The organism is Micromonospora ferruginea (assembly GCF_013694245.2).
GTDB classification, from domain to species: domain Bacteria; phylum Actinomycetota; class Actinomycetes; order Mycobacteriales; family Micromonosporaceae; genus Micromonospora; species Micromonospora robiginosa.
Map to the genome: position 1 here is coordinate 2,009,397 of NZ_CP059322.2, position 22,335 is coordinate 2,031,731.

Consider the following 22,335-nt stretch of genomic DNA (forward strand, 5'->3'; position numbering starts at 1 on the left):
CCGAGCGTGTCGAGCGGGGCGGGATCCGACCGGATCCCGCCCCGCTCGCGTCTCACCCGAGGTAGGGGCGATCGGTCCGGCCGCGCCGCAGGGTGTGCGCCCACCAGTCCAGTTGGCCCAGCATCTCGGCGAGGCCCGCCTCCGCCGGCCCGGGTCGGCGCAACTCGCCGTGCGCGTCGAACGCGGCGTGCACGTCCGGGACCATGACGCCGGTACGCATGGTGGTGACGTGCAGCTCGGCCAGGACGCCCCGCAACTGCTCCACCGCGCGCAGGCCCCCGGACGCGCCGCCGTACGAGACGAACCCGAGCGGCTTGGCCCGCCACTCGGCGTACGCGGTGTCGATCGCGGTCTTCAGCGGGCCGGGATAGCCGTGGTTGTACTCGGGCGTGACGACGACGAACGCGTCGGCCCGGGCGATCCGTTTGGTGAACCGTTCGGCGTCGCCGCCGCCGGCCAGGTCGCCCGGCAGGTCGAGGTCGGCCAGGTCGACGTGGTCCACCTCGGCGCCCGGGTGGCGGTCCAGGCGTCGCAGGAGCCAGCCGGTCACGGTGGGGCCGATCCGGTCCGGCCGGACGCTGGCGGTGATGACCGCCAGCACGTAGGGGGTGGGCTGCTCAGGCACGGTGTCCTCCGGCCGGGGAGCGGAGTTCGAGGTCCGGGGCGACGGCGGTGTCCGCGTCGGGCGGGGGCAGCGAGTCCACCAGCGCCCGGATCTCGGCCGGGCTCAGCGGGAGGGCGAACTCGCCGACCAGCGCGTCGGCGTACTCCTCGTCGGTCAGCGTGCGGGACCGGGTGGGCTGGCCGGGGCTCTCCCACGTGTACTCGCGGTCGATCAGCCGGCGCACCGACTCGCTGTCCTTGCGGACCACGATGCGCTGCCGGGTGAACGGTGAGTGCGGGTTGGTGGCGGTGTGGTGGTTGGCGACCTCGACGTCCACCGGGTACTGCGGTTCCTCGGTGAAGGTCTGCAGGGTGACCCAGTCGCCGGTGCCGCGTTCCCGCAGCCGCCACGCGCCGTCCGGGCCGCGCCGGAGCCGGTACTCCCAGCGGCCCTGCCGCCGCGGGGCGTCCTCGGCAAGCGGCAGCGGTTCGAGCAGGCCGGAGCCGAAGCCCACGTCGGCGAGCCACACCCGGTCGCCGTCGTCGACGCGCAGCACCAGGTGCGAGCGCGGGCGAGGGCTCTCGACGGGGTCGCCGGTGCGGGCGAGTAGCCGGTCCACCCGGAAGCCGACGCGCTGGAGCACCGCGCCGAACAGGACGCCGTGCTCGTAGCAGTAGCCGCCGCGTCCGGCCCGGACGAGCTTGTCCTGCACCCGGGGCAGGTCGACGTCGACGCCCCGGCCGAGCATCACGTCCAGGTTCTCGAACGTGATCGCGGCGACGTGCGCCCGGTGCAGGGCGCGCAGCGTCGCGCCGTCCGGGGCGACGGCGCCGTGGTGGCCGACGCGGCGCAGGTACGCGTCGAGGTCGAGCGCGTCGACCGGCCACTGCGCGGCCGGGTCGGCGGGTCCGGGCGGGGGAGCCGGTGGTCGGGTCACGGCACGGTCCTCTCTGCTCGGCGCGCCGGCGCCGGTCCGGTGCTGGCGCGGACGACGAGGTGGGTGGGGAGGGTGATCCGGTTGGGCGTGCCGGCCGGGTCGAGCAGCATCCGGGCCATCAGCCGGCCCTTCTCGGCGATCGGTTGGCGCACGGTGGTCAGCCCGGCCGCCGCGGCCAGCGGCACGTCGTCGAAGCCGGTCACCGAGAGGTCGTGTCCGACGCGCAGTCCGCGGTCCTCGGCGGTGCGCGCCACGGCGGCGGCGAGCACGTCGCTGTCCGCGACGATCGCCGTCGGCCGGTCGCCGCCGGCGAGCAGCGCCGCGGCCGCCGCGTGGCCGGAGGCGGTGGCGTTGCTGCCCCCGCTGACGACCCGCAGGCGGGCGCCGGGGGGCAGGGCGTCGCGGACCCCGGCCAGCCGGTTGCGGGAGTACGGGTAGAGCGCCGCCTCGTCCACCGCCGGGACGTACCGCCCGGGTGGCTGCGGCGCGGCGACCACCATCGCCAGGTCGCGGTGACCGAGGTCGACCAGGTGCCGGCCGATGCTCCGGCCGGCCTGCCGGTCGTCGATCAGCACACTGCGGGCGGCGGTGGACTCGGCGGAGAGGACCAGTGGGAGCGAACGGTCGGCGAGCGCCCGCACGGCCGGGTGCGCGTCGGTGAGCCCGTCGGCCACCGCACCGTCGATCACGGCGCGGTGCACGGCGTCGAGCGACTCGGCGACCTGGGCGTCGCTGAGGCCGGCGACGATCGGCGCGAACGGGATGAGCACCAGGCTGGTCCGGCCCGCCGCCAGCGTCTCGGCGAGGCCGCCGAGCAGGTCGAGCACGTAGGGGTCGCGGAACGCGTACCCCAGTTCGGTGGTGAGGATGACGCCGACGGCGTTGGCCCGCCCGGTCCGCAGCGATCGCGCGGCGGCGTTCGGGCCGGCGTAGCCGAGGTCGCGGGCGACCGCGAGGATCCGGGTCCGCATCTCGGCGGAGAGCCGCTGCGGCCGGTTGAAGGCGTAGGAGACCGCCGCCGTGGAGACGCCCGCCGCCTCGGCGACGGACCGCAACGTGACCCGGGAACCCATGGCGCACCCTCCGTTGTTAATCGATTAACAGACTGCCTCGGCCGCAGGCCCCCGTCAAGCCCCGGGTCCGGTTAGGATCGTGCGCATGACCTGGCGATGTTGATCCCCGCCTGAGCGACGAGGCCGCGGGCCACCGCGGACACCACGCACTGCGACCGGTGTCCGTCACGTCCCGTGGGAAGGCCTCATGCTCCTCGCTCCTGCCCCCGTGCCCGCGACCCGCCGCCTGGCGGCGACGCTCTACGGCTACGCGTTCCTCACCGACCTCGTCCTGCTCTACCCGCTCTACGTGCTGCTGTTCGCCGACACCGGGCTGTCGGTCGGGCAGATCTCCTCGCTCTTCGTCCTCTGGTCGGCCGCCGGCATCCTGCTGGAGGTCCCCTCCGGTGCGCTCGCCGACGCGCTGTCGCGCCGGCTGCTGCTCTGCCTGGCGCCGCTGCTCGCGGCCGGCGGCTTCGCGCTCTGGGTGCTGGCGCCGTCCTACCCGGCGTTCGCCGCCGGCTTCCTGCTCTGGGGCGCCGGCGGGGCACTGCGCTCCGGGGCGCTGGAGGCGCTGGTCTTCACCGAACTCGACCGCCTCGGCGCGGCCGACCGCTACGCCCGGCTGATCGGCCGCACCCGCACCGCCGAGGTGCTCGGCGCGGTCGGGTCGGGGGTGCTCGCCGGGCCGGTGTACGCGCTCGGCGGCTACCTCGCCGTCGGCGCCGCCAGCGTGCTGACCTGCCTGCTCGCCGCCGCCGTCGCGGCCCGCCTCCCGGAACACCGGTCCCCGGCGGGGGCCGACCCGGCAGCGCGGGAACGGCCGGACGAGGACGAGCCCGGCTGGTGGGCCAGCCTGCGCGGCGGTCTCGCCGAGGTCCGCGCCGACCGCGCCGTCCGCGTCGCGGTGCTGCTGGTCGCCGCCGTCGCCGCGATCTGGGGCGGACTCGACGAGTACACCGGGCTGCTGGCCCGGGACAGCGGCGTGGGCGAGGTGGCCGTGCCGCTGCTGCTCCTGCTGGTGTGGGGCGGGATGACCGTGGGCGGACTGCTCGCCCCGTGGGGCGAACGGCTGTCCCACCGGGGGTACGCCGGCCTGCTGGTCCTCGCCGCCGCGGCGATGGCGACCGGGGCGCTGCTGCGCCACCCGGGCGGCTTCCTGCTGCTGGCGGTCGCGTTCGCCGCGTTTCAGCTCGCCACCGTGCTCGCCGACGTGCGGTTGCAGGCGCGGATCACCGGCGACGCCCGGGCCACGGTCACCTCGCTGGCCGGGATGGCCACCGACCTGACCACCGTCGCCTTCTACGGCGGGTACGGGCTGCTGGCCGGCGCGCTGGGCAACCCGGCCGCGTTCGCGGTGGCCGTGCTGCCGTACCTGCCGGTGGCGCTCTGGCTGCTCACCGGGTCGGGTGTGAGTCACCAGAAAGCGAAACAAAAAGGGTGCTCGTCACTACGGTGAGTCCGGTGACCCTGGAAGCAGAGCGCACGCTGCGCGACGAGGACCTGACCGGGCTGGCGGAGCTGGCCGCCCAGCTACGGGTGGACGCGATCCGGTGCAGCACGATGGCCGGCTCCGGCCACCCCACCTCCAGCCTCTCCGCCGCCGACCTGCTCGCCGTGCTGGTCGCCCGGCACCTGCGCTACGACTGGTCCTACCCGGACAACCCCGGCAACGACCACCTGATCTTCTCCAAGGGCCACGCCTCCCCGCTGCTGTACGCGGTGTTCCGGGCCACCGGGGCGATCAGCGAGCAGGAACTGCTGGAGACGTACCGCCGGGCCGACTCACGCCTGCAGGGCCACCCCACCCCGGTCCTGCCCTGGGTCGACGTCGCCACCGGCTCGCTCGGGCAGGGCCTGCCGGTCGGCGTCGGCGTGGCGCTGGCCGCGCAGTACCTCGACCGCTCGCCGGCGCACGTCTGGGTGCTCTGCGGCGACGGCGAGACCGCCGAGGGCTCGATCTGGGAGGCGCTGGACAAGGCCGGCCACTACGGGCTGCGCAACCTCACCGCGATCGTCGACGTCAACCGGTTCGGCCAGCGCGGCCCGACCGAGCTGGAATGGGACCTGGACACCTACCGCCGGCGGGTGGAGGCGTTCGGCTGCCGGGCCGTCCTCGTCGACGGGCACGACCTCGACGCGGTCGACGAGGCGTACGAGCAGGCCCGGCACGCCACCGGACCGACCGTGGTGCTGGCCCGCACGGTCAAGGGCAAAGGCGTGCCCGAGATCGAGGACGACCCGTCCTGGCACGGCAGGGCGCTCGACCCCGAGCTGGCCGACCGGGCCGTGCGGGCGCTCGGCGGGCCGCGGCGGATCCGGGTCGCCGGACCTCGGCCGTTCGCCGTGCCCCGGACCGAACCGGTCGAGCACCGCCGGCCGGAGCTGCCCCGCTACGAACGCGGCGCGAAGGTCGCCACCCGGGACGCGTACGGCGACGCGCTGCGTGCCCTCGGCGCCGCCCGGCCGGACGTGGTCGCCCTCGACGGCGAGGTGGGCGACTCCACCCGGGCGGACCGCTTCGGCGAGGCGTACCCCGATCGGTTCTTCCAGATGTCCATCGCCGAGCAGCAGCTCGTCGCCGCCGCCGTGGGCCTGGCGGTCCGGGGCCGGCGGCCGTTCGCCGCCACCTTCGCCGCGTTCTGGTCCCGCGCCTACGACTTCATCCGGATGGCCGGCGTCTCCCGCGCCGACATCGCCCTGGTCGGCTCGCACGCCGGGGTGGAGATCGGCCCGGACGGCCCGTCCCAGATGGGTCTGGAGGACGTCGCCGCGCTGCGCGCGGTGCCCGGCTCCACGGTGCTCTGCCCGGCCGACGCGGTCTCCTGCGCGGCCCTGGTCGCCCAGCTTCCCGACCGCCCGGGCGTGGCCTACCTGCGCACCACCCGCGGGGCGTACCCGGTGCTCTACGGCGACGGCGAGCAGTTCCCGATCGGCGGCAGCCGGGTGGTCCGCGAGGGCGGCGACGTCGTGCTGCTCGGCGCCGGCGTCACCGTGCACGTCTGCCTCGCCGCCGCCGACGAGCTGACCCGCGAGGGGATCGACGCCCGGGTCGTCGACCTCTACTCGATCAAGCCGGTGGACCGGGAGCGCCTGCGGGAGGCGGTCCGGGACACCGGCGGCCGGCTCGTCGTGGTCGAGGACCACTACCCGGAGGGCGGCCTCGGCTCGGCCGTGCTGGAGGCGCTGGCCGACCTGGCCGAACCGGTCCGGGTCCAGCACCTCGCGGTGCGCGGGCTGCCCGGCTCCGGCACCCCGGCCCAGCAGCTCGACCGCGCCGGGATCGGCCCGCACGCGGTCGTCGCGGCGGCGCGCGCGCTGGCCTGACCGGCGTTTGCCACGAGCCCCGGCGGGTAGCCACGCTGCCGCCGCGACGGGAGGACCGACCATGGCCGAATCGCAGTTCTACGCCCGGGTGGCCGCCCGGGCCGGGGTGCCGGAGACGACCGCCCGTGCCCTGACCGAGGCGACGCTGACCACGCTCGCCGAGCGGATCAGCGGCGGCGAGGCCACCGACCTGTCCGCGCACGTCGCGCACGAGCTGCGCCCGCTGCTGGTCCGGGCCCGCGCCGAGGACGCGCAGCCCTTCGGGTACGACGAGTTCCTGCGCCGGATCGCCGAGCGGGCCGGCGCCACCCCGGCCGACGCCGAGCGCGGCGCGCGGGCGGTGCTGCAGGCGCTGCACCGGGTGGTCGGGCCGGCCGAGTTCGACCGCGCCGTGGCCCAGCTCCCGCGCGAGATCGGCGAACTCGCCCAACCCGCGCCGAGGGTGTAAGGCGGGGGCCCCGGTTAACGCATTCGGTAGAGGAGGGGGCCCCTCTTAACCACTCTCCCCGGAGACGTACACCCAACGGCCGTCCTCGCGGGTGAAGTGGCTCAGCTCGGCCAGCACGCCGGGGCGACCGCCCTCGCGGTAATGGGCCCGGAACCGGACCGTGCCGGCGCTGTCGAACAGGCCGCCCTGGCCGGTCTCCAGCACCTCCAGCCGGATCCAGCGGGTGCCGGGGTCCAGGTCCAGCCGGTCGGGGCGGGTGCGGGAGTGCCAACTGTGCCGCAGGTAGCCGGCGTCACCGAGGGCGAACGCGCTGAACCGGGACCGCATCAACGCCTCGGCGGTCGCCGCCGTCGCGGTGCCCCGGTGCACCGGAGCGCAGCAGTCCTCGTACGGCCGGCCCGATCCGCACGGGCAGGCCGCGCTCCGTGTCCCCATCCGCCGATTCTCACCCACCGCCCGGGAGCGCACCGAGGAGGCCCCGCTCGACGCGCCAGTGTTAAGCGGGGCCCCCGCCTCTACCGAATGCGTTAAGCGGGGGCCCCTCCTTGCACCCTGGCGGGCGGTGGGGCGGGGCACTAGGGTTCGGGGGCGATGAGCGTGAGCCCGACCCGGCGTGACCTCGACCCGGAACAGGTGCGCCGCTACCTCGACGCCTCGCTCGGGCCGGCCGTCGAGGTGGTCGACTGCGGCCCGCTGGCCGGTGGCGGGTTCGCCGCGGTGTGGTGGGTACGCCTCGCCGACGGCCGTGACGTGGTGCTCAAGGTCGGGCCGCCACCGCACGTGCCGCTGCTGCGCTACGAGCGCGACATGATCGGCGCGGAGGCGCGCTACCTGCGCCTGGTGGCCACCCGTGCACCCGCGGTGCCGGCGCCGTCGCTGCTGCACCACGGCCGCCACGCCGAGCTGGGCGACTGGCTGCTCACCGCGCGCCTGCCCGGCCGTACCCTGTGGGACCTGAGCCGGGCCGGCGCGGACGTCGCGCCGCTGCGGGCGGAGTTCGGCCGGGCGCTGGCCGTGTTGCACGCCGTCACCGGCGACCGGTACGGCTACGACGGCGGCCGGGCCGCCGCCCCGACCTGGCGGGCCGCCTACACCGCGATGGTGGACGACCTGCTCGCCGACGCGGCGGACTGGGCGGTGCCGCTGCCGGCGCCCGCGGCCCGGATTCGGGAGCTGGTCGCCCGGCACGCCGCCGTCCTCGACGTGGTGCGCCGTCCGGCGCTGCTGCACTTCGACGGCTGGGCGGGCAACGTGCTGGCGGTCGACGGGCCGGACGGAACGCCCCGACTCAGCGGCCTGGTCGACGGCGAGCGGCACCTGTGGGGCGACCCGCTGCTGGACCTGGTTTCGCCGCTGCTGTTCCGCCGCGCCGAGGACGACCCGGACGACGCGCTGGTGCGGGCCTACCGGGCGGCGGCGCCGTTCGCGTGGGACGCCGACGTGCGGCGGCGGCTCGGCCTCTACCGGCTGCACCTCTATCTGCTGATGACGGTGGAGATGCCGAGCCGCGCGATCACCGCGGAGTCGGACCCGGGGCGGGTGGCGCGGCTGGCCGACCTGCTCGACGCGGAGCTGTCCGACCTGGCCGGGCCGGTCAGAGCCAGCCGGAGCGGCGGAACGACCGGTGCAACGTCACCGCCAGCGTCGCCATGAGCAGCAGCGCGCCGCCGTAGCCGTAGCGCCAGTGCAGCTCCGGCATGTGCGCGAAGTTCATCCCGTAGATCCCGGCCACCGCGGTCTGCGAGGCGGCGATCGCCGCCCACGCCGCGATCCGACGCATGTCGTCGTTCTGCTCCACGGCGAGCTGCGCCAGCCGGGACTGCACCAGCGAGGTGAGCAGCTCGTCGTAGGCGCCGATCCGTTCCACCGCCCGGCTCAGCCCGTCGGCCACGGCGGTGAACCGGTGCCGCAGCGCGGCCGGCGGGCCGCCGTCGGGGGAGTCCAGCAGGTCGCGCAGCGGCGCGGTCAGCGGCAGCACCGCCCGCTTGAACTCCACCACCTCCCGTTTGAGCTGGTAGAGATGCTGGATGTCGGCGCCACGCTCGCGGGCGAAGACGCTCTCCTCGACCCGGTCCAGGTCGCGTTCCAGGTGCTCGGCGACCTCCAGGTACAGCTCGACCATCCGGGCGCAGACCGCGTATCCGACCGCCCACGGGCCCTGGGCCAGCACGTCCGGCCGGCGCTGCACCTCCTCGCGGACCGGGGCGAGCGCGCCGGTCGCGCCGTGCCGGACGGTCAGCGCGAACCGTTCCCCGAGGAACACCAGCACGTCGCCGGTGTCGACCACCTCGGAGGTGGCGGTCAGCTCGGCGTGCTCGACGTAGCCGGCGCTGCGCAGCACCAGCAGCGTCACGTCGCCGTAGCGCCGCACGGTGGGCCGGTGCCCGTCGGCGAGCGCCTGCTGCACCGCCGCCTCGTCCAGCCCGAACGTCCGCCCGACCGCGGCCAGCACCGCCGCGCCGGGCTCGTGCAGGCCGAGCCAGACGAAGGTACGCCGGCCGCGGCGCGCCCGGTCGTACGCGTCGGCGTAGTGCGGCCGGCCCGGCTCCCGCCGCCCCGCGACGTAGACCGCGCAGTCGACCACCGCGTCGGGGTTCACCCGGCGCTGTCGCGGCACGGTCGGCTCGTCGCGCCGCAGCAGCCGCCCCACGAGGCCGGGCAGCCGCTGCCGCCACCGGATCCGGTCCACCGCAACCTCCGCCCGCCCGGGAAACCGACGGCCTACCGTACGGTGCGCCGGGGCTCCGGCGGTGTCCGACCCACGTCAGCGGGCGGCGGTGGCGAAGACCACGATGTTGTCGGGATAGCTGCCGGTGCGCGGGTCGAAGCGCCCGCCGCAGGTGATCAGGCGGAGCCGGGCCGCCGCGCCGCCGCCGTACACCCGCTCGGTGGGGAAGCGGTTCTTCGGGTACGCGCCGACACCGTCCACGGTGAACGCCGCGGTCCGGCCGTCGGCCCGGGCCACCCGGACGGTGTCGCCGGGGCGGAGCCGGCCCAGGTCGAAGAAGACCGCCGGGCCGCGTTGCGAGTCGACGTGCCCGACCAGCACCGCGTTGCCGGCCTGGCCCGGCGCGGGACCGGGGCGGTACCAGCCGGCGACCTCCGGGCGCTCCAGCGGCGGCACCTCCAGCGCGCCGTTGTCGTCGGTGGCGACCGCCACGACGTCGGCGTCGACGCCGATGCGCGGAATGGCGATCCGGACCGGCGTCGAGCGGGGCAGCGGCGGGCCGGCCGTACCGGGACGCTCGGTGGCCGGTGCGGCGGAGGCGCCGGGTTGCGGCGGTGACGCCGAGGTGCTGCCGAGACCGGCCGAGACCAGTCCGACGCCCAGGGCGCCGGCGAGGGTGACGGCAATGACGACGACCGCGGTGCGCAGCCTCGCCGGCCCGCTCACCCGGCGGTTGGACGAGGACACCGGTTCCACCTCCGTCCGACGTGGACGCGGCGCCCGCGCCGGTGGTCCGGCGCGGGCGACCCGCTCGGTGAGCCGTTTCAGGCGGTGGCGCCGGCCCGCCGCCGGCGACGGACGAGGAGGTACGTCCCGCCGGCCAGCGCCCCGGCGGCGAGCGCGCCGCCCGCCACCAGCACCCCGGTGTCGCCGTCGCGGCCGCCGGCGCCTGCCTGGGCGCCGCCGATCGGCGTGACGGTGAACGTGGCGCTGCCGCCGTCGCTGCCGTCGCCGCAGGTGGCGGCGACCGTGTACGTGCCGAGCGTGAACCCGGCGGTGAACAGTTCGGCGCTCAGCCCGCCGCCCGCGGCGGCCGTGGTGGACCGGACGTTCTGGTCGCGGTCCGGCCCGGTGACCCGGAAGATCGCGTCACCGGCGTTCGGGTTGCACGTCGTGGTCAGCACGACCGTGCCGCCGACCGGAGTGGTGGCGGGTGAGACTCTGGTGTCCGCCAGCGCGGCGGCCGGGAGCAGCAGTGCGCCGAGGCCCACGCCGACCGCCGCCGTTCCGAGAAATGACTGTGCCTTCATCCGCGTCTTCCCTCACTTTTCGTCCGCTGTCTGCGTGGGACGTCGTTCGGGTGGCCAACTCCGTGACTAGCACCGGTGTGGCCAACACTAGGAGGGTTGCGACGGTCACTGGGGGTAATTGAGAAATCTTCGTTGCCGTCCGGTGTTCCCCGTCTCGCCGCCGGACGCCGGACATGCCGGCACGCCGGACGCCGCAGCGGACAAACCCGGCGTCACCGGGCCGGCGGCTCCGGCCGGACCAGCCCGGTGTCGTACGCCAGCACCACCGCCTGGATCCGGTCGCGCAGGCCCAGCTTGGTGAGGATCGCGGAGACGTGCGTCTTCACGGTGGCGGTGCTGAGGTGCAGCCGGGCGGCGATCTCCGCGTTGGACAGCGCCCGCGCGGTCAACGTGAGCACCTCGACCTCGCGGGCGGTCAACGCGGCCAGGGCCCGCTCGGCGGTGGGCGCCGGGCCGGGCAGCCGGCCGGCGAACCGGTCCAGCAGTCGCCGCGTCACGGTCGGGGCGAGCAGCGCCTCGCCCCGGGCCACCACCCGTACCGCCTCCACCAGGTCGGCCGGGCGGGTGTCCTTGAGCAGGAAGGCGCTCGCCCCGGCCCGCAACGCGGCGTAGACGTGCTCGTCCACGTCGAACGTGGTGAGCATGACGATCCGGGCGGGGTTGCCGGCGGCCACCAGCTCACGGGTCGCGGCGATGCCGTCCCGCCGGGGCATCCGCACGTCCATCAGCACCACGTCCGGCCGGGTACGCGTCGCCACCGCGACCGCCTCGACGCCGTCCGCCGCCTCGCCGACCACGGTCAGGTCGGGCCGCGCGTCGAGGACCATCCGCAGCCCGGTGCGGATCAGCTCCTGGTCGTCGGCGACCACCACCCGCACCGTCACCGGTTCCTCCTCCGTCCGCGACCGGTGGGTCTCGCCGGCCGTCACCGGGCCGCCCCCACCGGCAGGTCGGCGCGGACCCGGAAACCGCCGGACGGCAGCGGGCCGGCGTCGAGCGTGCCGCCGAGCAGCCGGGCCCGCTCCCGCATGCCGACGATGCCGCGCCCGCCGGTCGAAGTTGGCCGGCGGGTGGGCGCCGCGCCGTCGTTGACCACCTCCAGCCGCAGCACCCCGTCGCCGTACCGCACGTCGACGTCGGCGCGCGTGGCGTGCCCGTGCCGCAGCGCGTTGGTCAGCGACTCCTGCACGATCCGGTACGCCGACAGTTGCACCCCGCCGGGCAGCGTCTCGCAGTCGCCCGCCCGGCGCAGCGTCACCGGCAACCCCACCGCACGGACGGCGTCGGCCAGCGCGTCGAGTTGCGCCAGTCGCGGCTGCGGCCCGTCCGGGTCGGACCCGTCGTCGGCGGTCAGCGCGTGCAGCATGGCCCGTAGCTCGGTCAGCGCCGACCGGGCCGCTGTGTTGATCGACCCGAGCGCGGCGCGTACCTGCTCCGGGTGCTGGTCGAAGACGTCCTCGGCGGCGACGGCCTGCACCGCGATGACCGCCACGTGGTGGGCGACCACGTCGTGCAGCTCCCGCGAGATCCGCTCCCGTTCGGTCGCGCGCACCTGCCGCTCCCACTCGCAGCGCCGCTGCTCCCGGGCGCGCATCAGCTCGCCGACCGACCAGCTGAAGCCGAGCGCGAACAGCGCGAGCAGCAGGTCGCGCCAGCCGCCGGTGACCAGCTTCCACGGCGTCGGCGCCGCCAGCAGGCCGAGCGCGACCAGCGAGAAGCGGGGCGGGCGCAGCCGGGCCACGTAGGACAGCGGCGCGGCCACCAGGCCGAGCCAGCCGAGCGCCGGGCAGAACGCCTCCAGGCCGACGCCGGCCAGCGCCGCCGCCGCCAGGGCGTACCCGGGTCGGTGCCGGATCCACAGCAGACAGCTCGCCTGCAGCACGGCGAGGCCGACCGCGACAGCGGTCCCGCCCGCGGTGGCCGGGCGGGCGTCGGAGGTCAGCAGCACGAGCAGCGACACCACCAGGACGACGGTGGCGAGGCCGCCGTCGATCAGCAGCAGCGCGGTCCGGGAGCGGGACGGGCACCTCATGTCCCGGATGCTAGGCCGCCGGCCCGCCCGTGTTCATCGGCCGCGAGACGGAGATCCGGCCCGGTCCTGGTCCGCGCGACGGAGCGGGAAACCGGTCCGCGGCGTGATCCGCGCGACGTCAGGCCAGCCCTAGCGTGGTGGCAGTCGATTCCGCCGCACCGGAGGTACGCACCGATGGAAACCGCGATGCCCGCCACCACCGTCCGTCCGGCCCGCCGCCGTGATCGGCTGCTCACCGTGCTCGCCGCCATCGCCGCGACGCTGCTGGGCTGGGCCGTCGCGGTGCCGCTCGCCGGGGTGGAGCTGACCGCCCGCAGCGGCGGTGGCGGCGAGCAGCGCGTCACCCCGGTGGCGGTGGCGGTGAGCACGCTGTTGGCCGGGCTGGCCGGCTGGGCGCTGCTGGCCGTGCTGGAGCGGTTCACCGGGCGGGCGGGGACGGTCTGGACCGTGGTCGCGGTGGTGGTGGCGCTGCTGTCGCTGCTCGGCCCGCTGACCGGGGGAGTGGGACGCGCGGCCACGGTGACGCTTGTGGCCCTGCACCTGCTCGCCGGTGCCGTGCTGGTGCCCGGCCTGCGGCGGACCGCGGTCCGCTGAGCGGCCGGGGTCGGGACCGCCGTCACGGGGGCGTGCGGTCCCGACCCGTCACTCCGTGTGGTTGCGGTGCGCGGCTTTGGAGACGCCCGCGCCTGCCTTTGCTCTGCAGCCATCGACGCAGCAGGTACGCAGAGTCACCGAATCCGGCAGTCGTTCACGGTGGCGCGACGGCTGTCGGTGCAGTTCGAGGCGGTGGTGCCTATATGGCTGCAGAGCAAAGGCGCGGGACGGCCGGTGCCCGTGCCGCGCCGTGTCATCACGTTCGGTAGCCACGCGCATGATTGCGCTCAGTGACGGTCGATGCTCGCCGTCCCCGCGTCAATCTCGGCCGCATAAAGGCTAGCCTCCTAGGACGCGCTGCCGGTCGTGCCATCACTCACCGGAACACGTCGGCGACCGGCTCGTCATCGCCGCCGGAAAAAGTTCCGAGCGGGATGTCGAGAACCGTGCGCCGGCTCCGTCCCCGGTTCGAACGCGGCCAGAATGGGTCGCATCCGCACCGAGGAGAAACACCATGGCGAAGTACCTGCTGCTGAAGCACTACCGCGGCGGCCCCACCCCGGTCACCGACATGCCGATGCTGGACCGGTGGACGCCGGAGGAGGTCTCGGCGCACGTGCAGTACATGCGCGACTTCGCGGCCCGGCTGGAGTCCACCGGTGAGTTCGTCGACTCGCAGGCACTCTCCCCGGAGGGCACGTTCGTCCGCTCCGACGGCGAGGGCCGCCCGCCGGTCACCGACGGCCCGTTCGCCGAGACCAAGGACCTCATCGCCGGGTGGATGGTGATCGACGTGGACAGCTACGAGCGCGCCCTCGACCTGGCCGCCGAGCTGTCGGCCGCGCCCGGGCAGGGCGGCGAGCCGATCCACGAGTGGCTGGAGCTGCGCCCGTTCCTGACCGCGCCGCCCACGATCACGGAGTGACCTGAACCGATGGACGAGGCGATGCTGCGCAGCCTCACGCCGGGCGTCCTCGGCGTCCTCGTCCGCCGCGGAGCCGACTTCGCGGCGGCCGAGGACGCCGTGCAGGACGCGCTGGTCGAGGCGCTCCGCGTCTGGCCGGACGACCCGCCGCGCGAGCCGAAGGCGTGGCTGGTCACCGTGGCCTGGCGCCGGTTCCTCGACGTGGCCCGCGCCGACGCCGCCCGGCGCCGGCGCGAGGACCTCGTCGACGAGGAGCCGGCGCCCGGGCCGGTGCCCGAGACCGACGACACGCTCCGGCTCTACTTCCTGTGCGCGCACCCGTCTTTGACCCCGTCGTCGGCGGTCGCGCTGACCCTGCGCGCCGTCGGCGGACTCACCACCCGCCAGATCGCCCGCGCCTACCTGGTGCCGGAGGCGACCATGGCGCAGCGGATCAGCCGGGCCAAGCGCACCGTGGCCGGCGTACGATTCGACCAGCCCGGCGACGTCGCCACCGTGCTGCGGGTGCTCTACCTGGTGTTCAACGAGGGCTACTCCGGCGACGTCGACCTCGCGGCCGAGGCGATCCGGCTCACCCGCCAACTCCGGGTCGCCGTCGACCATCCCGAGGTGTCCGGGCTGCTCGCCCTCATGCTGCTGCACCACGCCCGCCGGGCCAGCCGGACCGGCCCCGACGGCGCCCTGGTGCCACTGGCCGACCAGGACCGCCGCCGCTGGGACACCGGCCTGATCGCCGAGGGGGTGGAGATCCTGCAGACCGCCCTGTCGCGCGACCGGCTGGGCGAGTTCCAGGCCCAGGCCGCCGTCGCGGCCCTGCACGCCGACGCGCCCACCGCCGCGGCGACCGACTGGGTGCAGATCGTCGAGTGGTACGACGAACTGGTCCGCCTCACCGCCAGCCCGGTGGCGCGGCTCAACCGCGCGGTGGCGGTCGGCGAGGCGGACGGTCCCCGCGCCGGGCTCGCCGCGCTCGCACCGCTGGACGCGGACCTGCCCCGGTACGCGGCGGTGGCGGCGTACCTGCACGAGCGCGACGGTGACCGGTCGACGGCGGCCCGGCTCTACGCCGACGCGGCCCGCCGGGCGACCAACCTCGCCGAACGCGACCACCTGACCCGCCAGGCCGCCCGCCTGAACACCCGGTGACCCCCGGCCGGTGGCCGGCGGCGGTGGGCTCCGGTGGCGCGCCGGGTCGCACGCTAGCCTGCGGGCATGGATCTGGGGCAGGACGGCGAGCGGGTGGCCGTCTCCCTCGCGCACCGACTCGACCGGCTGACCTTCGAGGGTCTCGCCACCGACCAGGTGACCGCTCGGCTCGTCGACGCCGTGGCCGAGTGGGCGACCGGCGAGGGTTGGCGGGTCTACCGTCGGGCGGCGAGCGTGCTGCCGTTGCCGCCGCCGTTGGACGGGCGGCAGTCGGTGCTCGACATCGCCTGCGCCCGGCCGGACCGTCCGCCGGTCGTCGTCGAGGTCGACCACACCGATCGTCGACGGACCGTGGAGAAGCTGCTGGCCGAGGCCGGCGCCGGGCGGATACCGATCTGGCTGCGCTGGGGCGTACCCGGGTTCGCCGCACCGCCCGAGCCGATCCGGATGGTGACGTTCGAGGTGTCCCGCCGCAACGGTCCGGCCGGCCAGGGGCGGCGGTACTCGCGGCGACCGGCGGCGGACCTGCCGGCACCCGCGCACTCGGTCACGGCGGTCGGTCCGACCGTCCCGTTCACGTTGCCGATTCCCCTCCCCGGCGAGGCCGACTGAACGTCCCTGCCCCCGACGGTGCTGGTCCGGCGACGGTGCCGTCGATCCCCGAGGCGTCGGGCGGGGCCCTCGGTAAACCGCTCGGCGGGCGGCGCTGTCGCTGGTAGCTTGCCTCGTCGTGACGGGGGAACGGCTCGGCGGGCGCTTCGCCCTGCTGTGGAGCGCGAGCACGCTGTCCGCACTCGGCAGCGGCACCGCCACCGTGGCCGCACCGCTGTACGTGGCGTCGCGTACCGACGATCCGCTCGTCGTCTCCGCCGGCGCGGCGGTCTCCTGGCTGCCGTGGCTGCTGTTCGCGTTGCCCGGCGGTGTGCTGGCCGACCGGGTGGACAGGCGTCGGCTGATGGTGCTCATCGACTGGGTGCGGGTCGTGGCGCTTGTCGTGCTGGCCGCCGCGATGGTCACCGAGCGGGCCGGGGTGGCGCTGCTCTACGTGGTGCTGTTCGTGGTCAACACCGGCGAGGTGGTGTTCCGCGTCGCCGCCCAGGCGGTGCTGCCGGCCGTGGTGCCGCGCTCCCGGCTGGAACGGGCCAACGGCTGGCTCGGCGGCGGCACCCAGGTGACGCAGAACATGATCGCCGGTCCGCTCGGCGGGTTCCTGTTCGTGCTCGCGGCGGCGGCGCCGTTCGCGCTCAACGCCGGCACGTACGCGCTCAGCGCCGTGCTGGTCGGCCTGCTCGCCGGCACGTACCGGGGCGGCCCGGCGCCGGACGGCCGGGGCTCGGCGCGGGCGGAGATCGCCGAGGGCTTCCGGTGGCTGCTGTCGCAGCGGCTGCTGCGCACCATGGCGGCGCTGATCGGGCTGCTCAACGTCACGCTGACCGCGGCGATCGCGGTGCTGGTGCTGCTCGCGACCGAGCGCCTGGGCCTCGGTTCGGTCGGCTACGGGGCGTTGTTCACCTGCATGGCGGTGGGTGGCCTGCTCGGGTCGGTGCTCGGCGACCGGCTGATCGCCGCCGTCACCGCCACCTGGACGGTCCGGGTGGGTCTGCTGGTCGAGGCCGGCCTGCACCTGGCGCTGGCCGCCTCGCGCAGCGCGGTGGTGGTCGGCGTCGCGCTGTTCGCGTTCGGGGTGCACAGCGCACTGTGGAACATCGTGGCCAACTCGCTGCGCCAGCGGCTCACCCCGCCGGCGATGATGGGTCGGGTGGGCAGCACCACGCTGTTCGTCGCGGCCGGCGGCAACTGTGTCGGGGCGCTGCTCGGCGGGGTGGTCGCCGCCCGGTTCGGCATCACCGCCCCGTACTGGGTGGGCTTCGCGGTGGCGGTCGGGGTGATCGCCGCGACCTGGCGGGTCTTCGACCGGGCCACGGTGGCCGCCGCGTACGCCGAGCCGACCGCCGCGGACACCCGCGAGCCGGTGACCGGCTGAACCGCTCCCGCTCGGCGGTGTTAGGCGGGGGCCCCTCCTATACCGGAGGCGTTAAGCGGGGGCCCCGCCTTACACCGGGGGCACCGGGAGGGTGACGCCCTGCGCGGCCGATGAGTGGGCCAGCTCGATCAGCTCCACCACGGCGACCGCCTCGGCCGGGTCGACGGGCATCGGCGTGCCGTCGCGCAGCGCCGCCGCCACCCGGGCGTAGAAGTCCGGGTAGCAGCCCGCCTCGGTGGGCACGGCGCGCAGGTCGTCGTCGGCGCCGAGTCGCCCGTACCGGTCCGGGCCGACCTCGCCCCAGCCGGGTTCGCCGGGCCGGCGGCCGGCGCGCAGCGCCGCCTCCTGCGGGTCGAGGCCCCAACTGGTGTACGCGGCCCGGTCGCCGAGCACCCGGAAGCGCGGGCCGAGCTGCGCGGTGACCGCGCCCATCCACAGGTGCGAGCGCACGCCGCAGGTGTGGGTGAGCGCGACGAACGCGTCGTCGTCCACCTCCGCGCCGGGGCGTCGCCGGTCCACCTCGGCGTAGACGTGTTCCACCGGCCCGAACAGGTGCACCGCCTGGTCGACCAGGTGGGCGCCGAGGTCGAACAGCGCGCCGCCGGCCTCGCCGGGGGCGGCGCTCTCCCGCCAACCGGGTTTGACCGCCGGGCGCCACCGCTCGAACCGTGACTCGAACCGGGTGACCCGGCCCAGGTCACCGGCCTCGACGAGCCGCCGCACGGTGCGGTAGTCGCCGTCCCAGCGCCGGTTCTGGAACACGGTCAGCGGCACCCCGGCGGCGGCTGCCTCGGCGACCAGCGCCCGGCCCTGCGCGGCGTCCGGCGCGACCGGCTTGTCCACCACCACCGGCAGCCCGGCGGCGACCGCCGCGCGGGCCAGCGGCACGTGCTGCCGGTTGGGCGCGGCCACCACCACCAGGTCGAGCGCGTCGGCGTCGGCCCAGAGCCGCGCGGCGTCGTCGACCACCCGGGCGTCGGGGTGCGCGGCGGTGGCCTGCGCGCGGCGCCCGGCGTCACGGGTCACCACGGCGTCCAGCCGCAGCCCGTCGGTGGCGGCGATCAGCGGGGCGTGGAAGAACCGCCCGGCCGTCCCGTACCCCAGCAGTCCCACCCGCAGCGGCTCGCCCGTCATGCCGCCGAATCTACGGGGCGCACCGGCGCGGGGCGGTGGGGTCCCCGGCGGCGCGCCCCGCCGGTGTGACAGCGTGGCCGGATGCCCGACTCCTCCCCGGTCGACGTCGACCTCGCGCTGGTCGGTGGCGGCGGCGCCGCCTCGCTGGTCCTGGCCGCCCTGGACCGGCACCGGGTGACCGGCGTGCGGGTGGCCGTGGTGGATCCGGTGCACAAGCGCGGCCAGGACCGCACCTGGGCGTTCTGGGGCACGCCCGGCGGCGACCTGGAGCCGCTGTTGAGCGCGAGCTGGTCGCGGGTCGAGGTGGTGACGGCGGCGGGCCGCCGCGTCCTGCCGCTGGACCCGCTGCGGTACGCCATGGTGCGCTCCGCCCCGGTCTACGACCGGGCTGCCGAGGCCGAGCGGCGGTTGGACGCGGTGCGGATCGGCGCGCCGGCGGGGGAGTTGCGCGACGACGGTGACCGGGTGACCGTGTGCGATCCGGAGGGCCGGGCGTTGGTGCGGGCCGGCTGGGTGCTCGACTCACGTCCCCGCGAGCCGGCGCGGCCCGGGCGGACCAGTTGGTTGCAGCACTTCCGGGGGTGGTGGCTGGCGGCCGACGAGCCGACGTTCGACCCCGACCGGGCGGTGCTGATGGACTTCCGCACCCCGCAGCCGGCGCGCGGGGTGTCGTTCGGGTACGTGCTGCCGGTCGACGACCGCTTCGCGCTGGTGGAGTACACCGAGTTCGGCCCGACGCTGCTGGACGACGCCGGCTACGACGCGGCGTTGCGCGGCTACGCCGACCTGCTGGGGTTGGACCTGGCCGCGTTGCGGGTGCGGGAGGTGGAGAACGGGGTGATCCCGATGACCGACGGCCCGTTCGTGGCCCGCCCGAGCCCCCGGGTGGTGCGGCTGGGCACCGCCGGCGGGGCGACCCGGCCGTCCACCGGGTTCACCTTCTCCGCCATGCTCCGCCAGGCCGACCAGGTGGCCCGGGCGGTCGCGGCGGGCCGGCCGCCGGTGCCCGCGCCCGCCTATCCGGGCCGGCACCGGTGGATGGACGCGGTGGCGTTGCGCGCCCTGGACCGGGGGCACGTGGACGGGGTGGGGTTCTTCGAGCGGCTGTTCGACCGCAACCCGCCGGAGCGGGTGCTGCGTTTCCTCGACGGGGTGACCACGCCGGCCGAGGACCTGGCGGTGATGCGGTCCAGCCCGCTGCTGCCGATGACCGGTGCGGTGCTCGGCGACGCCGCCGGCCGGCTACGCGCCCGGCTGCCCGGCTAGCGCCTCGGCGACCCGGTCGCGCACCAGCACGCGCAGCCGTTCCATCGGGTCGCCGTCGCCCGCGCCGAGCCGGTTGCGCACCGCCGCCACGGTCAACCCCAGTTCCGGGTACGCGAACGCGAGGCTGCCGCCGCTGCCGGCGGTGCCGAACGACCCGTCGTCGTCGACCGCGTAGCCGAGCCCGAACGTGCTCTCCTGCCCGAACACCCACTCCTGGGCGCGGACCGCCGGCGCGCAGATCGCCCGCAGCCGTTCGGCGGAGACGAGCCGTACCCCGTCGACCGGGCCGAGCAGCGCCGCGTACATCCGGGCCACCGCGCGGGCGCTCATCGTGCCGACCGACGGCACCTCGGCGCGCAGCACGTCGGGGTCGGCGCCGGTCGTCGCGTCCGGGCGGACCCCGGGCGGGGCCACCACGTCGAAGTGCGGCAGGTTGGCCCCGGCCCAGGTCATCAGCGCGGACAGGCCGGCGTCCTCCAGCCGGGCCAGCCGGGGCAGCTCCTCCTCCGGCACGGCGAGGAACAGCTCCCGCTCGACGCCGAGCGGCCCGGCGACGTCCTCGGCGAGCACCCGGGACACGGACCGGCCGGTGACCCGGCGGACCACCTCGCCGACCAGCCACCCCCACGTCCAGGCGTGGTACGCCAGCCGTTCCCCGGGCGCCCACAGCGGTTCCGCGTCGGCGAGCAGCCGGCACATCCGCGCCCAGTCCGCGAGGTCGGCGCGGGTGAGGTCGGCGGGCAGGGCGGGCAGGCCGGCGGTGTGGGTGAGCACGTGCCGCAGCGTGATGCGGTCCTTGCCGTGCCGGGCGAACTCCGGCCACACCTCGGCCAGCGGCAGGTCGACGTCGAGGCGGCCCTGCTCGGCGAGCACGTGCACCACGGTCGCGGTGAGGCCCTTGCCGGTGGAGACCGCGTGCACCGGGGTGTCGGCGGTCATCGGCCGTCCGGCGCCGGTGTCGGCGAGGCCGGCCTGCTCCTGCACGATCGGCGCGCCGTCGAGGTAGGCGGCCACCTGCACGCCGGCCTCCCGGCCGGCGGAGACCAGGTCGTCGATCGCGTCGCGCACCTCGGCCCGCAGGCCGTCCCACCGGCTGTCCACGATCAGGGAGCCTGCCAGAGGGAGGCGTCGTCGTCGTGCGGTTTTTCGTCGTCGGTGAGCAGCCGGTCGCGCAGCGCGGCGATCGTGTCCTCGCCGACGCCGAGGCGCCCGGTGACGTAGCCGCGCACCGAGCCGTGCGCCGCGACCAGCTCGGCCAGCACCAGCCGGATCAGCTCGGCCGGCGCCCGCCCGTACGCGGGCCAGCCCGGTGTCGCGCCGCCGTTGCGCTCGCGCCACTCGTCGACCAGCCGGCCGGTGGCCCGCTCGGTCAGCGCGAAGTCCGTCGCGATCCGGTCCTCGTCCACCCCGAGCAGGGCCAGCACCAGCGCGGCGAGCAGCCCGGTGCGGTCCTTGCCGGAGGCACAGTGGAACACCAGCGGGTGTTCCCCGTCGGCGATCACCTCCAACGCCCGGCGCAGCTCCACCACGCCGTCCTCGGCCACCTCGGCGTACCGGTCGGCCAGGTAGCGCCACGGGTCCACGTCCGGGTCGATGTCGGCCTGCACGTAGGGGCGGTGCTCGATGCTCAGGTTGTGCCAGGTCACGCCGAGGCTCTCCGGTGCCCGGCCGCGGTCGGCGATCTCCCACGGGTAGCGCAGGTCGATCACGGTGCGGATGCCGAGCGCGGCGAACCGGGCCAGGTCGTCGCCGGCCAGCTTGGCCAGCGAGTCGGAGCGGTAGAGCCGGCCCCGGGCGACGGTGCGGCCGTCGGCCGTGCGCCAGCCGCCCAGGTCCCGGAAGTTGCACAGGGTGCTGAACTGCGGGGGTGCGGTCATGGTCCGCACCGTAGCCGGACGGCGCGCGGCCCGCGGTCCCGCCGGGGCGGGGGTGGAGGTGGTGGACGGGCGGGCCGCCGGTCGGCGCCCGGCACGTCGGGCCGCGCGCCGTCGCGGCGCAGACCGGGGTGAACGCCCGACGGACGGTCGACGCCGGCCGGGACCGGGGGACGAGCCTCCTGCGCCGGTGTCGGTGGTCCCGAGGTGGCCCGTGCGCCGGCCGGCCCGGCGGGTCGGCGGGTAGCCGCGGGCGGCGTACCGGGTAGGTTGCCCGGCATGGTGGAGGCGGAGAGCGGCCGGGTCGTGGAGATCTGGACCGACGGCGCGTGCAGCGGCAATCCCGGTCCCGGCGGCTGGGGCACGGTGCTGCGCTGGGGCGATCGTGAGCGGGAGCTGTGCGGCGGCGAGGCGGCCGCCACCACCAACAACCGGATGGAGTTGACCGCCGCGATCCGGGCGTTGGAGAGCCTGACCCGTCCGGTCACCGTGCGGCTGCACACCGACAGCACCTACGTGCGCAACGGCATCACCGGCTGGTTGACCGGGTGGAAGCGCAACGGCTGGCTGACCTCCGCGAAGCAGCCGGTGAAGAACGCCGACCTGTGGCAGCGGCTGGAGGCGGCGTGCGCCCGCCACGACGTGACCTGGCTGTGGGTCAAGGGCCACAGCGGGCACCCGGAGAACGAACGCGCCGACGCGCTGGCCAACCGGGGGATGACCGAGGCGCGGGGCGCCGGGGCACCGGCCACCCCGCGCGCGGCGTCGGGTCAGCGCAGCGGGCGGCCCTCCTCGATCTCCTCCGGCCCGTCGGCCGGGTCGGCGGTGCCGGAGACGGCGTCCACGTCGTAACCCGCCCGGCTCGTCTCCCGGGCCGAGCGCCGGTCCTCGGCCGGCAGGTCGGCGAAGTCGTCGCCGGTGTCGTCCGTGGTGTGCAGGGATTCACCCGGCGGGCGCAGCGACGCCTCGTACGCGGTGGCGCCGTCGGGCTCGTCGCCGGGGGCGCGGCCGAAGGACTCTTCACTGGTCATGTC

Annotated in this window: 24 protein-coding genes; 11 read left to right on the plus strand and 13 right to left on the minus strand. The window is 75.9% G+C overall.

Annotated features, from left to right (window positions below):
* Positions 1-52 precede the first annotated feature (52 nt).
* Genes H1D33_RS08815 through H1D33_RS08825 form a run of 3 tightly spaced genes read right to left on the minus strand, consistent with a single transcriptional unit; the run spans position 53 to position 2,614 of the window.
* Entirely contained in the window at positions 53-625 is a 573-nt protein-coding gene (locus H1D33_RS08815; RefSeq protein ID WP_181568537.1) for an NADPH-dependent FMN reductase, read from the minus strand.
* Positions 618-1,541 carry an arylamine N-acetyltransferase family protein gene (locus H1D33_RS08820; protein ID WP_181568536.1) on the minus strand — a complete coding sequence of 308 codons (924 nt, stop codon included), beginning with the start codon at positions 1,539-1,541 and terminating at the stop codon, positions 618-620. The genes H1D33_RS08815 and H1D33_RS08820 overlap by 8 nt, the downstream gene beginning before the upstream one ends.
* Positions 1,538-2,614 carry a LacI family DNA-binding transcriptional regulator gene (locus tag H1D33_RS08825; protein ID WP_181568535.1) on the minus strand — a complete coding sequence of 359 codons (1,077 nt, stop codon included), beginning with the start codon at positions 2,612-2,614 and terminating at the stop codon, positions 1,538-1,540. The genes H1D33_RS08820 and H1D33_RS08825 overlap by 4 nt, the downstream gene beginning before the upstream one ends.
* A gap of 187 nt (positions 2,615-2,801) precedes the next feature.
* On the opposite strand from H1D33_RS08825, the gene H1D33_RS08830 reads away from it, so the two are divergent.
* The 3 genes from H1D33_RS08830 to H1D33_RS08840 all read left to right on the plus strand — a co-directional run bounded on the left by H1D33_RS08830 (position 2,802) and on the right by H1D33_RS08840 (position 6,368).
* On the plus strand, positions 2,802-4,052 hold the full coding sequence (locus H1D33_RS08830) for an MFS transporter (RefSeq protein ID WP_181568534.1): 1,251 nt from the start codon (positions 2,802-2,804) through the stop codon (positions 4,050-4,052).
* Between the two features lie 5 nt (positions 4,053-4,057).
* Positions 4,058-5,920, plus strand: coding sequence for a transketolase (locus H1D33_RS08835; protein WP_181568533.1), 1,863 nt, complete (start codon positions 4,058-4,060; stop codon positions 5,918-5,920).
* 61 nt (positions 5,921-5,981) lie between these two features.
* Positions 5,982-6,368: a DUF2267 domain-containing protein gene (locus tag H1D33_RS08840; protein ID WP_181568532.1), complete on the plus strand. Its 387-nt coding sequence runs from the start codon at positions 5,982-5,984 to the stop codon at positions 6,366-6,368.
* Between the two features lie 45 nt (positions 6,369-6,413).
* Here the strand turns inward: H1D33_RS08840 and H1D33_RS08845 are convergent, their stop codons facing one another.
* Positions 6,414-6,803, minus strand: coding sequence for a YchJ family protein (locus tag H1D33_RS08845; RefSeq protein WP_181568531.1), 390 nt, complete (start codon positions 6,801-6,803; stop codon positions 6,414-6,416).
* Positions 6,804-6,959: 156 nt separating this feature from the next.
* Here H1D33_RS08845 and H1D33_RS08850 point away from each other — a divergent pair, with 156 nt between their 5' ends.
* A complete protein-coding gene (locus tag H1D33_RS08850; RefSeq protein WP_181568530.1) occupies positions 6,960-8,021 on the plus strand; it encodes a phosphotransferase family protein in 1,062 nt (353 codons plus the stop codon).
* On the opposite strand, the gene H1D33_RS08855 is transcribed toward H1D33_RS08850, so the two are convergent.
* From H1D33_RS08855 to H1D33_RS08875, 5 genes are all read right to left on the minus strand, one after another.
* A complete protein-coding gene (locus tag H1D33_RS08855; protein ID WP_181568529.1) occupies positions 7,963-9,057 on the minus strand; it encodes a magnesium and cobalt transport protein CorA in 1,095 nt (364 codons plus the stop codon). The two genes, H1D33_RS08850 and H1D33_RS08855, sit on opposite strands and share 59 nt — an antisense overlap.
* Positions 9,058-9,132: 75 nt before the next feature.
* Complete coding sequence (locus H1D33_RS08860; RefSeq protein ID WP_181568528.1) at positions 9,133-9,783, minus strand: class F sortase; 651 nt, start codon at positions 9,781-9,783, stop codon at positions 9,133-9,135.
* Positions 9,784-9,860: 77 nt separating this feature from the next.
* Complete coding sequence (locus H1D33_RS08865; RefSeq protein WP_181568527.1) at positions 9,861-10,346, minus strand: hypothetical protein; 486 nt, start codon at positions 10,344-10,346, stop codon at positions 9,861-9,863.
* Positions 10,347-10,558: 212 nt separating this feature from the next.
* Positions 10,559-11,230: a response regulator gene (locus tag H1D33_RS08870; RefSeq protein ID WP_181568526.1), complete on the minus strand. Its 672-nt coding sequence runs from the start codon at positions 11,228-11,230 to the stop codon at positions 10,559-10,561.
* A gap of 41 nt (positions 11,231-11,271) precedes the next feature.
* Entirely contained in the window at positions 11,272-12,378 is a 1,107-nt protein-coding gene (locus tag H1D33_RS08875; protein ID WP_181568525.1) for a sensor histidine kinase, read from the minus strand.
* Between the two features lie 186 nt (positions 12,379-12,564).
* On the opposite strand from H1D33_RS08875, the gene H1D33_RS08880 reads away from it, so the two are divergent.
* The 5 genes from H1D33_RS08880 to H1D33_RS08900 all read left to right on the plus strand — a co-directional run bounded on the left by H1D33_RS08880 (position 12,565) and on the right by H1D33_RS08900 (position 17,027).
* A complete protein-coding gene (locus H1D33_RS08880) occupies positions 12,565-12,972 on the plus strand; it encodes a DUF6069 family protein (protein ID WP_246411519.1) in 408 nt (135 codons plus the stop codon).
* Positions 12,973-13,486: 514 nt separating this feature from the next.
* The gene (locus tag H1D33_RS08885; protein WP_181568523.1) at positions 13,487-13,897 is read left to right on the plus strand and encodes a YciI family protein; all 411 of its coding nucleotides are present in this window, start codon (positions 13,487-13,489) and stop codon (positions 13,895-13,897) included.
* Between the two features lie 9 nt (positions 13,898-13,906).
* On the plus strand, positions 13,907-15,043 hold the full coding sequence (locus tag H1D33_RS08890) for an RNA polymerase sigma factor (protein WP_181568522.1): 1,137 nt from the start codon (positions 13,907-13,909) through the stop codon (positions 15,041-15,043).
* Between the two features lie 66 nt (positions 15,044-15,109).
* Positions 15,110-15,655, plus strand: a complete 546-nt coding sequence (locus H1D33_RS08895) for a hypothetical protein (protein WP_181568521.1) — start codon at positions 15,110-15,112, stop codon at positions 15,653-15,655.
* 118 nt (positions 15,656-15,773) lie between these two features.
* Complete coding sequence (locus H1D33_RS08900) at positions 15,774-17,027, plus strand: MFS transporter (RefSeq protein ID WP_181568520.1); 1,254 nt, start codon at positions 15,774-15,776, stop codon at positions 17,025-17,027.
* A 69-nt stretch (positions 17,028-17,096) separates the two neighbouring features.
* Here H1D33_RS08900 and H1D33_RS08905 read toward each other — a convergent pair whose 3' ends face one another.
* Positions 17,097-18,161, minus strand: a complete 1,065-nt coding sequence (locus tag H1D33_RS08905) for a Gfo/Idh/MocA family oxidoreductase (RefSeq protein ID WP_181568519.1) — start codon at positions 18,159-18,161, stop codon at positions 17,097-17,099.
* A gap of 81 nt (positions 18,162-18,242) precedes the next feature.
* Here H1D33_RS08905 and H1D33_RS08910 point away from each other — a divergent pair, with 81 nt between their 5' ends.
* Complete coding sequence (locus tag H1D33_RS08910) at positions 18,243-19,427, plus strand: lycopene cyclase family protein (protein ID WP_181568518.1); 1,185 nt, start codon at positions 18,243-18,245, stop codon at positions 19,425-19,427.
* Here H1D33_RS08910 and H1D33_RS08915 read toward each other — a convergent pair.
* Both H1D33_RS08915 and H1D33_RS08920 read right to left on the minus strand, forming a co-directional pair.
* Positions 19,404-20,528: a serine hydrolase domain-containing protein gene (locus H1D33_RS08915; RefSeq protein WP_246411517.1), complete on the minus strand. Its 1,125-nt coding sequence runs from the start codon at positions 20,526-20,528 to the stop codon at positions 19,404-19,406. The genes H1D33_RS08910 and H1D33_RS08915 overlap by 24 nt on opposite strands.
* Positions 20,529-20,530: 2 nt before the next feature.
* Positions 20,531-21,304 (minus strand): tyrosine-protein phosphatase, encoded by a 774-nt coding sequence (locus H1D33_RS08920; RefSeq protein WP_181568517.1) that lies wholly within the window; start codon positions 21,302-21,304, stop codon positions 20,531-20,533.
* 276 nt (positions 21,305-21,580) lie between these two features.
* On the opposite strand from H1D33_RS08920, the gene rnhA reads away from it, so the two are divergent.
* Positions 21,581-22,153, plus strand: coding sequence for a ribonuclease HI (gene rnhA, locus H1D33_RS08925; RefSeq protein ID WP_181568516.1), 573 nt, complete (start codon positions 21,581-21,583; stop codon positions 22,151-22,153).
* On the opposite strand, the gene H1D33_RS08930 is transcribed toward rnhA, so the two are convergent.
* Positions 22,072-22,332, minus strand: a complete 261-nt coding sequence (locus tag H1D33_RS08930; RefSeq protein ID WP_091056529.1) for a hypothetical protein — start codon at positions 22,330-22,332, stop codon at positions 22,072-22,074. The two genes, rnhA and H1D33_RS08930, sit on opposite strands and share 82 nt — an antisense overlap.
* Positions 22,333-22,335: the final 3 nt, after the last annotated feature.

Coding starts and splice junctions, on each gene's coding strand:
- H1D33_RS08825 (WP_181568535.1), bottom strand. CDS start 2,614: ATGGGTTCCCGGGTCACGTTGCGGTCCGTCGCCGAGGCGGCGGGCGTC.
- H1D33_RS08830 (WP_181568534.1), top strand. CDS start 2,802: ATGCTCCTCGCTCCTGCCCCCGTGCCCGCGACCCGCCGCCTGGCGGCG.
- H1D33_RS08840 (WP_181568532.1), top strand. CDS start 5,982: ATGGCCGAATCGCAGTTCTACGCCCGGGTGGCCGCCCGGGCCGGGGTG.
- H1D33_RS08845 (WP_181568531.1), bottom strand. CDS start 6,803: ATGGGGACACGGAGCGCGGCCTGCCCGTGCGGATCGGGCCGGCCGTAC.
- H1D33_RS08850 (WP_181568530.1), top strand. CDS start 6,960: ATGAGCGTGAGCCCGACCCGGCGTGACCTCGACCCGGAACAGGTGCGC.
- H1D33_RS08865 (WP_181568527.1), bottom strand. CDS start 10,346: ATGAAGGCACAGTCATTTCTCGGAACGGCGGCGGTCGGCGTGGGCCTC.
- H1D33_RS08875 (WP_181568525.1), bottom strand. CDS start 12,378: ATGAGGTGCCCGTCCCGCTCCCGGACCGCGCTGCTGCTGATCGACGGC.
- H1D33_RS08880 (WP_246411519.1), top strand. CDS start 12,565: ATGCCCGCCACCACCGTCCGTCCGGCCCGCCGCCGTGATCGGCTGCTC.
- H1D33_RS08885 (WP_181568523.1), top strand. CDS start 13,487: ATGGCGAAGTACCTGCTGCTGAAGCACTACCGCGGCGGCCCCACCCCG.
- H1D33_RS08890 (WP_181568522.1), top strand. CDS start 13,907: ATGGACGAGGCGATGCTGCGCAGCCTCACGCCGGGCGTCCTCGGCGTC.
- H1D33_RS08895 (WP_181568521.1), top strand. CDS start 15,110: ATGGATCTGGGGCAGGACGGCGAGCGGGTGGCCGTCTCCCTCGCGCAC.
- H1D33_RS08905 (WP_181568519.1), bottom strand. CDS start 18,161: ATGACGGGCGAGCCGCTGCGGGTGGGACTGCTGGGGTACGGGACGGCC.
- H1D33_RS08910 (WP_181568518.1), top strand. CDS start 18,243: ATGCCCGACTCCTCCCCGGTCGACGTCGACCTCGCGCTGGTCGGTGGC.
- H1D33_RS08920 (WP_181568517.1), bottom strand. CDS start 21,304: ATGACCGCACCCCCGCAGTTCAGCACCCTGTGCAACTTCCGGGACCTG.
- rnhA (WP_181568516.1), top strand. CDS start 21,581: ATGGTGGAGGCGGAGAGCGGCCGGGTCGTGGAGATCTGGACCGACGGC.
- H1D33_RS08930 (WP_091056529.1), bottom strand. CDS start 22,332: ATGACCAGTGAAGAGTCCTTCGGCCGCGCCCCCGGCGACGAGCCCGAC.